The organism is Diaphorobacter sp. (assembly GCF_050251835.1).
GTDB lineage: Bacteria > Pseudomonadota > Gammaproteobacteria > Burkholderiales > Burkholderiaceae_C > JBFXIE01.
Genome location: NZ_JBFWLZ010000059.1, coordinates 1 through 9688, shown reverse-complemented (window position 1 = coordinate 9688; position 9688 = coordinate 1). Strand labels below are relative to the sequence as shown.

The 9688-nt window shown below is 62.6% G+C and carries 8 protein-coding genes and 1 tRNA gene; 4 read left to right on the top strand and 5 right to left on the bottom strand.

Features of this window, described 5'->3' with window-relative positions; translation table 11 throughout:
• The first annotated feature begins 298 nt into the window (after positions 1-298).
• From AB7E35_RS14200 to AB7E35_RS14185, 4 genes are read left to right on the top strand one after another with little or no spacing between them, the layout of a single operon-like run.
• Positions 299-1900: an ABC transporter substrate-binding protein gene (locus AB7E35_RS14200; protein WP_428164224.1), complete on the top strand. Its 1602-nt coding sequence runs from the start codon at positions 299-301 to the stop codon at positions 1898-1900.
• A 3-nt stretch (positions 1901-1903) separates the two neighbouring features.
• Positions 1904-2869 (top strand): ABC transporter permease, encoded by a 966-nt coding sequence (locus AB7E35_RS14195; RefSeq protein WP_428164223.1) that lies wholly within the window; start codon positions 1904-1906, stop codon positions 2867-2869.
• Positions 2870-2880: 11 nt separating this feature from the next.
• Complete coding sequence (locus AB7E35_RS14190; protein WP_428164222.1) at positions 2881-3819, top strand: ABC transporter permease; 939 nt, start codon at positions 2881-2883, stop codon at positions 3817-3819.
• Positions 3816-5552: a dipeptide ABC transporter ATP-binding protein gene (locus AB7E35_RS14185; RefSeq protein ID WP_428164221.1), complete on the top strand. Its 1737-nt coding sequence runs from the start codon at positions 3816-3818 to the stop codon at positions 5550-5552. Before AB7E35_RS14190 ends, AB7E35_RS14185 begins: the two co-directional genes overlap by 4 nt.
• A 63-nt stretch (positions 5553-5615) precedes the next feature.
• Here the strand turns inward: AB7E35_RS14185 and AB7E35_RS14180 are convergent.
• The 5 genes from AB7E35_RS14180 to AB7E35_RS14160 form a co-directional block, all read right to left on the bottom strand.
• Positions 5616-5691, bottom strand: a tRNA-Val gene (locus AB7E35_RS14180).
• A 16-nt stretch (positions 5692-5707) separates the two neighbouring features.
• Positions 5708-5980, bottom strand: a complete 273-nt coding sequence (locus AB7E35_RS14175; protein WP_428164236.1) for an HU family DNA-binding protein — start codon at positions 5978-5980, stop codon at positions 5708-5710.
• Positions 5981-6273: 293 nt separating this feature from the next.
• Entirely contained in the window at positions 6274-6843 is a 570-nt protein-coding gene (gene pgsA, locus AB7E35_RS14170) for a CDP-diacylglycerol--glycerol-3-phosphate 3-phosphatidyltransferase (protein WP_428164220.1), read from the bottom strand.
• Positions 6844-6890: 47 nt separating this feature from the next.
• Positions 6891-8852, bottom strand: a complete 1962-nt coding sequence (gene uvrC, locus AB7E35_RS14165; protein ID WP_428164219.1) for an excinuclease ABC subunit UvrC — start codon at positions 8850-8852, stop codon at positions 6891-6893.
• Between the two features lie 171 nt (positions 8853-9023).
• Complete coding sequence (locus AB7E35_RS14160) at positions 9024-9644, bottom strand: DUF6806 family protein (RefSeq protein ID WP_428164218.1); 621 nt, start codon at positions 9642-9644, stop codon at positions 9024-9026.
• Positions 9645-9688 lie beyond the last annotated feature (44 nt).

Below are 9688 nucleotides of genomic sequence, written 5' to 3'. Positions count from 1 at the left end.
AAGCCGCGTATTCTAAACGTGCGCCAGTCGCTCCGGCTGAACTGCGAGCCATACGAAAAAGCACGTCATCCTTGTGCGGCTACGGATAGATGGTCTTCAAGGGTACCGGCGGGTAAACGCGCTCTTGAAACGCATGAACTTATTCCTCCAGATTGGCAGTGCGCGGCTATAAACAAGGGCTCTGCAGGGCATTGGTCACAAATGGTGCGCTTCTCGCCACCGCTCTAGGCGTAACCCTATGGCAGCCGCCATCCAGTCCGTGGCATACCGTGAAACCTCTCACTTTTTGGAGTTGACGATGATCTTGAAGACTTTGGGTACTGCCTTGATGGCTATTGGCTTGCTGACTGGTGCGGCTTCAGCCCAGGCTGAGACCGTCCGCTGGGCGCGCAGTGCCGACCCCACCACCCTGGATCCTCATGCCTTCAATACCGGCACCAACTTCGTGCTGCTGCACCAGATGTACGAAACCCTGGTCAACCGCTCTGCTGACGGCAAGCTGGAGCCGCTGTTGGCCACCGAGTGGAAGATGCTGCCCAACAACCCGTCGGTGTGGGAGTTCAAGCTGCGCCCGAACGTGAAGTTTCATGACGGCTCCACGCTGACGGCGCAGGACGTGGTGTTTTCGCTCAAGCGTGCCCAGGGCCCGAATGCCCAGGTCAAGTCTCTGCTGGCCTCCATGGAGGATGCCGTTGCTGTGGATGCCCTGACCGTGCACGTCAAGACCAAGGGCCCGAACCTGATCTTCCCCAATAACCTGACCAATCTCTTCATCATGAGCGAGAAGTGGGCCAGGGCCAACAACGCTGCCGAGACTCAGGACACGACAAACAAGTCCGAAAACGGCGCCACCCGCGCGGCGATGGGCACTGGCGCCTTCGTGCTGGCGACGCGTGAGCTGGACAGCAAGACCGTGCTCAAGCAAAACCCCAACTACTGGGGCAAGGACAAGTTTGCGCTGGACGTGACCGAGCTGGTGTACCTGCCCATCAAGTCGCCCGCCACGCGCGTGGCCGCGCTGCTGTCGGGCGAGGTGGACTTTGCCCAGGACATTCCTGCCCAGGACGTGGCACGCCTCAAGCAAGACACCAAGCTGCGCATCAACGAGGGGCCTGAGAACCGCTCCATCTTTCTGGGGCTGAACGTGGGCTCGCCGGAACTCAAGTCCAGCAACATCAAGGGCAAGAATCCGCTGGCCGACCCCAAAGTGCGCCAGGCCATGGAGCTGGCCATCGACCGCGATGCCATCAAGCGCTCGGTGATGCGCGGCTTGTCCAACCCCTCGGGCATCATGGCGCCGTCGTTCGTGAACGGCTACTCCAAGGCCATGGCGACCTACCGCAAGGCCGATGTGAACAAGGCCAAGGCCTTGCTCAAGGACGCGGGCTACCCCGACGGCTTCACCATCACTTTGCACACGCCCAACGACCGCTACGTGAACGACGAGGCCATCAGCACTGCGATTGCAGGCTTCCTGGGCCGTGTGGGCATCAAGACAGAGGTGTCCTCGCGCCCCATCGCGCAGCACAGCGTATCCATCGTCAAGGCCGATAGCGACTTGTATCTGTACGGCTGGGGCGTGCCCACCTACGACTCGGCTTACATCTTTGACTTTCTGGTGGCCACGCGCGGCAAGGAAGGCCGCGGCGCGCAAAATGCCACCCACTACAGCAACCCCGACCTGGACGCGAAGATCATCTCCTTGTCCTCGGAAAGCGACAAGGCCAGGCGCGATGCCACCATCCAGCAGATCTGGGACGTGGTGCAAAAAGAGCGCTTCTACATTCCGCTGCATGACCAGGTCATCCACTTCGCGTCCACCAAGGCCATCAACGTGCCCGTGCATCCTGACAACACCTTGCTTTTCAAGAACGTGAAGATCAACAAGAACGCCAAGTAATTCATGCTGATCCATCTGCTGCGCAGATTGGGCCAGTCAGCGTTGGTGCTGCTGGCCGTCTCGCTCATCTCTTTCATGGTGTTTCGCCATATCGGGGATCCCACCATCAGTTTGCTCGGCGAGGACGCCACGCTGGAAGAACGTGAAGCCCTGGTGGAAGAGCTGGGGTTCAACAAACCCGTGCCCCTGCAATACCTGGCCTACGTGGGCAAGGTGCTGCAGGGGGATCTGGGGGTGTCCTACCGGCTCAAGCGGCCCGTGGCCGATGTCATTGCCGAGCGTCTGCCCGCGACGCTGGAGCTGGCGCTGACGGCCGCGGTGCTGGCCCTGGTTGTGGGCGTGGCGCTGGGTGTGTACACCGCCATTCGCCGTGAGGGCTGGCTCAGCCGCGCCATCATGACGGTGTCGCTGGTGGGGGTGTCGTTGCCCACCTTCTTGATCGGCATCGGCCTGATCTATCTGTTTGCCGTGGAGTTGCGCTGGCTGCCGTCCTTCGGGCGCGGCGAGACCGTCAAGATCGGCGGCTGGGAGACCGGCTTGCTCACCGCCTCGGGCTGGGCGGCGCTCATCATGCCGGCCATCACGCTGGGTTTTTACAACATGACCCTGATCATGCGCCTGGTGCGTGCCGAAATGCTGGAGGTGCTGCGCTCCGACTACATCCGCTTCGGCCGCGCACGTGGCTTGAAAGAGCATGACTTGTACTTCGGCCACGCGCTGCGCAACACGCTGATCCCGGTCATCACCATTGCCGGCTTGCAAATTGGCTCGCTGATCGCCTTTGCCATCGTCACCGAGACGGTGTTCCAGTGGCCGGGGGTGGGGCTGTTGTTCATCTCTTCGGTGCAGGGTGTGGACGTGCCCTTGATTGCGGCGTACCTGATGTTCATTGCGCTGCTGTACGTGGTGATCAACCTGCTCGTGGACTTTTTGTACGTGCTGGTGGACCCCCGCCTGCGAAAGAACTGAAGTGGGTTGCAATGACTGATTCCGTCAAACCCCTGCCGGTGCCCACCGGCTGGAAGGCCAGCGATTCGCCCGTCAAGCGTGCCTTCGCCAGGTCGCGCCTGGTGCAAGTGGCCACGGGCGTGCTGGCCCTGCTGGTGTTGGCCACCATCTGCGCGCCGCTGCTGGCGCTGCACAACCCGTTCGATCCTGCCAGCCTGGATCTGATGGACGCTTTCACCCGGCCCTGGAGCCAGGGCATGGGCGAGATGTTCTACCCCCTGGGTGCCGACGATCAGGGCCGTGACGTGTACTCGGCCATCCTGTACGGCCTGCGCATGTCGGTGTTCGTGGGTGTGTCGGCGGTGGCGCTGTCGCTCATCATCGGCGTGCCGCTGGGCCTGATCGCCGGCTACGGCGGCGGCTGGTTCGACACCCTGCTGATGCGCATTGCCGATATCCAGCTCACTTTCCCGGTGATTCTGGTGGCGCTGCTGATCTTCGGCATTGCCCGCGGCATGTTGCCTGCGGGCTACCGCGACGACATGGCGGTGCTGGTGATCATCGTTGCCATCGGCCTGTCTGACTGGGTGCAGTACGCACGCACCGTGCGTGGCGCGGTGATGGTCGAAAAGCAAAAGGACTATGTGCTGGCTGCCCAGCTCATTGGCCGCAGCCGGGCCGCCATACTCACCAAGCACATCCTGCCCAACCTGCTGGCGCCCATTCTGGTGATCGCCACCATCAGCTTTGCGCATGCCATCGTGGCCGAGTCCACGCTGTCGTACCTGGGCGTGGGCCTGCCGCCCACGGCGCCTTCGTTGGGCACCCTGATCCGCATCGGCCAGGGCTTTCTGTTCTCTGGCGAATGGTGGATCTTGCTGTTTCCGTCACTGGTGCTGCTGGCCCTGGCACTTTCCGTCAACCTGGTCGGCGACTGGCTGCGCGACGCCTTGAACCCCAAGCTGCAATGAACAACAACACCGCAGACAACAGCGCCCAGGCTGTGCCTGTGCTGCGCGTGCGTGACCTGAGCGTCACCTTCGATACCTACAAAGGCCCCGTGCATGTGTTGCATGAGGTGTCCTTCGACATCTGGCCCGGCGAAATCCTGGGCGTGGTGGGCGAGTCCGGTGCAGGCAAGTCCATGACCGGCTCGGCCGTCATCGGCCTGATCGAGGCGCCAGGGCGCATCAGTGGCGGCACGGTGGAGTTGCAAGGCCTGCGCATCGACAACCTGCACGGCGAAGACCTGCGTCGCATCCGTGGCAAGCGCATCGGCACCATCTTTCAGGATCCGCTGACCAGCCTGAACCCGGTCTATACCGTGCGCGACCACCTGGTGGAGACCATCCGCACCCACCTGCCAGTCTCTGAAAAAGAGGCTGAGGCCCGCGCCCTGGCGTTGCTGGAAGAGGTAGAGATACCCCAGGCGCGCCAGCGCATGGCGCAGTACCCGCACCAGTTCTCGGGCGGCATGCGCCAGCGCGTGGCCATTGCCCTGGCCCTGTGCGCCGAGCCCGAGTTGATCATTGCCGACGAGCCCACCACCGCGCTGGACGTGTCGGTGCAGGCGCAGATCATCGCCCTGCTGCGCCGCGTGTGCAAAGAGCGCGGCGCTGCCGCCATGCTGATCACGCACGACATGGGCGTGATTGCCGAGACGGCCGACCGCGTCATGGTCATGTACCAGGGCCGCGTGCTGGAAACCGGCCCCGTGCGCCAGGTGCTGGACGCCCCGCGCGAGCCCTATACCCAGGTGCTGATGGCCGCCATCCCCAGCGTGCACCAGCGCCTGCAGCGCCTGCCCGTGCCGGAGGTGGGCGGCGGTCCGGTCGCCAAGTCTGTGCCGCTGACTCCTAAAATAATAGCTGGTAGCGCAGGTGATACCTGGGTAAAACCGCTTTTAGAGGTCAAAAACCTATGCAAGGACTATGACCTGTCGGCCAGCTGGCTGGCGCGTCTTTTGGCACGCGAGGAAAAGAAGATCCTCAAGGCTGCCGACCATGTCAGCTTCAACATTCGCAAGGGCACGACCTTCGGCTTGGTAGGCGAATCCGGCTCGGGCAAATCCACCGTGGCCCGCATGGTGGCCGGGCTGACCCCGCCGACCAGCGGGCTGATTCTGTTCGATGGCGTGGATAAATGGAGCCCGGCGGCCAATACCGTGGCCATGCGCCGGCGCTTTCAGATGATCTTCCAGGATCCATACGCCAGCCTGAACCCGCGCTGGACGGTGGAGCAACTGATTGCCGAACCCTTGGTGGTACTGGGCCTGACCAGCGGTCCTGCGGAAACCGCCGAGCGCGTGCAGGAAGCCCTGCGCCGCGTGCGCATGAAGCCAGACGACGCCAAAAAATACCCACATCAGTTTTCAGGCGGCCAGCGTCAGCGCATTGCTGTGGCGCGCGCCCTGGCCAGCCAGCCCGAGTTCATCATCTGCGACGAGCCGACCTCGGCCCTGGACGTGTCGGTGCAGGCCCAGGTGCTGAACCTGATGCGTGACCTGCAAGACGAGTTTGGCCTGACCTACCTGCTCATCAGCCACAACCTGGCGGTGATCCGCCACATGTGCGACGACATCGGCGTCATGCAACGCGGCAAGCTGGTGGAAGTGGGCGAAGCGCAGTGGGTGCTGGACGATCCGCAGCACGCCTACACCAGGGATCTGATGGCTGCCATTCCGGACATAGGGCATGTCCATTAGAAGTTCGGGCAAAGAAAAAAGGACCTGGATAACTCCGGGTCCTTTGCCTTGCGCGAGCGGGGGTGGTGGGTGCTAACGGGCTCGAACCGCTGACCTACGCCTTGTAAGGGCGCCGCTCTACCAACTGAGCTAAGCACCCCCCCTGTCTCTGCCATTCAGTTCAGGGCGTCTTTCAATGCCTTGCCTGGACGGAACTTCGGTACTTTAGCAGCTTTGATCTTGATTGTGGCGCCCGTGCGTGGATTGCGGCCGGTACGAGCAGCCCGCTTGCCAACGGCGAAGGTGCCAAAACCGACCAGCGACACCGTACCACCCTTCTTCAGGGTCTTCTTGACTGCCTCAATCGTGGACTCCAGCGCACGCGCTGCTGCAGCCTTGGAGATGTCTGCATTGCTGGCAATGTGCTCAATCAATTCGGTTTTGTTCACAAAAAGCCTCTCGGGAAAAGGGTGGAAGGGTGTTGTTAGCAAGTCAGGCCTGAGCGCCCCGCCGCGGCGGTTGACCAATGATTCGGGGGGCTGGTTGAGGCCGGCGTAGCGATAGGAATAAGTACGACTGATTAAATCCATCGCCATGTGAAGTGTCAATCGGACACACCGCCAATGCGATAACTAGGGTGCGGATTCTAGTCCCATTCGCGACCTGCCCGAGGCATGTCCGGTGCCCGTTGTGCCCCGTAAACACAGGGCTGCGGATGGTGCGCGCAGCGCCCGGCTTGTCGCTACTTGCTGACGCGGGCCCTGATTTCGGGCAGCGCCTTTTGCAGGTAATAAACCATGGACCACACGGTGAGCACGGCTGCCAGCCAGATCAGCCAGGTACCCCACACGCCCGTGTCCAGGAGGTTGAACAGCCGTCCGTCGTACAGCAGGAAGGGTATTGCGATCATCTGCACGGTAGTCTTGACCTTGCCCAGCATGTGCACTGCCACGCTCTTGCTGGCTCCGATCTGCGCCATCCACTCGCGTAGTGCGCTGATGGCGATCTCGCGGCCGATGATGATCAGGGCTACGAACACGTCGGCACGCTGCATGTGCACCAGCACCAAGAGCGATGCGCACACAAGGATCTTGTCCGCCACCGGGTCGAGAAAGGCGCCAAAGGCCGATGTCTGATTGAGTTTGCGCGCCAGAAAGCCGTCCAGCCAGTCGGTAGCTGCAAACACGATGAACATCATCGTGGCGATCAGGTTGCGCGTGGCCGGCTCCATGGGCGCATAGAACACCCCCACGATCAAGGGTATCGCGACGATGCGCGTCCAGGTCATGACGGTGGGAATGGTGAAAAACATGGGTGTCGATTGTGTCACGCGGCGCAAGGGTTCGCGGCAAGCGTGGCTCAGCGCAGTGCGCGGTAGATGTCCTCTGCCAGTTCGCGCGAGATGCCCTCGACGGTGGCCAGGTCCTCCACGCTGGCGTCCTGCACGCCGCGCACCCCGCCAAAGCGCTGCAGCAGGCGCGCGCGCTTCTTGGGGCCCACGCCGGGGATCTCCTCCAGTCGGCTGCCGCCCACGCGCACTCTGGCCCGCGCGGCGCGCATGCCGGTGATGGCAAAGCGGTGTGCCTCGTCGCGTATTTGCGCCACCAGCATCAGCGCTGCGGAATCACGCCCCAGATAGACCTTGTCACGCCCGTCGGCAAACACCAGCTCCTCCAGGCCCACTTTGCGGCCCTCGCCTTTTTCCACGCCCACGATGCGCGACAAGTCCAGTCCCAGTTCGGAGAACACCTCGCGGGCCACGCTGACCTGGCCCTTGCCGCCATCGACCAGCACCAGGTCGGGCATACGTGCGCCGGGGCTGGACACTTCTGCTCCACCGGCCTCGCGCTGCGCCTGCGCCAGCTTGCTGTAGCGCCGCGTCAGCACTTGCCGCATGGCCGCGTAGTCATCGCCGCCGACGATGTCTTCGATCTTGAAGCGGCGGTACTCGCTGCTTTGCATTTTGTGGTGATGAAACACTACGCACGAGGCCTGCGTGGCCTCGCCGGCGGTGTGCGATATGTCAAAACATTCAATGGTGAGCGTGTCCAGGTTATCGGTATCCAGGCCCAGGGCGTCTGCCAGAGCGCGTGTGCGCGCCTGCTGCGAGCCTTCTTCGGCCAGCAGGCGCGCCAGCTGGATCTCGGCATTGTTTTGCGCCATGTCCAGCCATGCGCGTCGCTGCTCGCGTGGCTGGTGCACGGCGCTGATGCGTACGCCGCTTTGCTGCGACAGGGCTTCCAGCAGGGCAGAGTCCACGGGTTCGCTGGTGATCAGTGTGGGGGGCGGTGCCACACTCAGGTAATGCTGGGCGATGAAGGCCTCCAGCACCAGCGCTTCGACGCGCCTGGGCGGCGCCGCAGCGGGCAGGGTGCTTTCGTCGGCATCTTCTGACTGGAACACGCCAGTGGCATCTTCCAGGTGCACGGGAAAGTGCGCCCGATCCCCCAGGTGACGCCCGCCGCGCACCATGGCCAGGTTGACGCATGCGCGTCCGCCCGCCACCTTGACGGCCAGGATGTCCACATCCTTGTCCGACAGGCTCTCCACCGCCTGCTGGTGCAGTACGCGCGACAGGGCGGTGATCTGGTTGCGCACCTCTGCCGCCAACTCAAATTCAAGCCGGTCGGAGTGCGCAAGCATGCGCTGCTCCAGCGCTTGCAGCAGCTCTTGCGTTTCGCCGCGCAGCAGGGCCTGCGCGCCATGCACGTCACCTGCATAAGACTCGGGCGATATCAGCGCCACGCAGGGCGCGCTGCAGCGCTTGATCTGGTAGAGCAGGCAGGGGCGTGTGCGATTGGCAAAAACCGTGTCCTCGCAAGTGCGCAGGCGAAACACTTTCTGCAGCAGCTGGATGGTCTCTTTCACAGCCCATCCGCTGGGGTAGGGGCCAAAGTAGCGGTGGTTTTTGTCCACGGCGCCACGGTAGTAGGTGATGCGCGGATAGCGCTGGCCCGGTTTGTCGCCGCTACCGTCCTTGGCGGCCACGCCGGTGATCTTCAGATAGGGGTAGCTCTTGTCGTCGCGAAAAAGAATGTTGTATCTGGGCCCTAGCGACTTGATGAGGTTGTTCTCCAGCAGCAGCGCCTCGGCCTCGGAGCGCACTACGGTCGTCTCCAGCCTGGCGATCTTGCTCACCATGTGGCCGATACGCGTGCCACCGTGCTGTTTGGTGAAGTAACTGCTGACCCGCTTTTTCAGGTTGCGCGCCTTGCCCACGTACAGAAGCATGTCCTGCGCATCGAAATAGCGATACACACCCGGCAGCGGCGGCAAGGCTGCCACCTGGGCCAGCAGATCATCGGGGTGTGTTGCGGACATGGTGCTGCTCGGGGCAGGGCAATGGCCCATCAAGGATGGCGCAAACGCTTTGGCGCGAGGGCCACAAGCTGGCACAGTGGATCACGTCATCAGCCTGTGCTGTCGAGCATAAAACACTGCATTCGCGACCGCAGCGGTCACAAGCCCATGCGTACTCAGGCGGTGCGCAGGTCAGTGCAGATGGCGCGGGCGACGGCCACCGCCATGCCCATTGCCGCCCATGCCGCGCGGTGGCTTACCGATCTCAAGTGAGCTCACCAGCGCATCAAAGCGCTGCGAGAACAGCTTGTCGATCTCGGATACCACGCCAGCCAGCTCGGAGCCGTCAAAGTGGCGTTCCATGAGGTTGACCACGTCCTGCACCAGCAAATCCCTTTGCACCTGCATGATGGCCGCAGGCGTAGGGCCTACGAAGAGCATAACGAAATCGTCGCGTGCCTCTTCGTCCTCGGGCGCTTCTTCTTCGTCAAACTCGGCGTCGTAGAAGGTGACTTCGATGGCCGCGCCCTGCTGTGCGAGTTCATTGAGGCTCATGCACATCTCATCGAGCGAATGGCGGAAATCCTCATCGCCACGCACTGTCCAGCAAAGCTGCAGCATGTGCGTTTTGGCGTCAAACTGAATGCCTGGCTCTTCCTCGTAGGCGCTGGCGGCGCCATCGGCCAGAGAACGCGCCCCGGCGTACTGCCACAGGGGTTTGAGCGCCGCCTGTATCTGGCTGAAGTCCACATCGGCCCTCAGCAGCACCTGACCGTGGACATGGATTTCAAAGGGAGCGTTGTAATGTGACATATCGAATCTTCGTGGTGCCCCGAGCCGGGGTCGAACCGGCACGC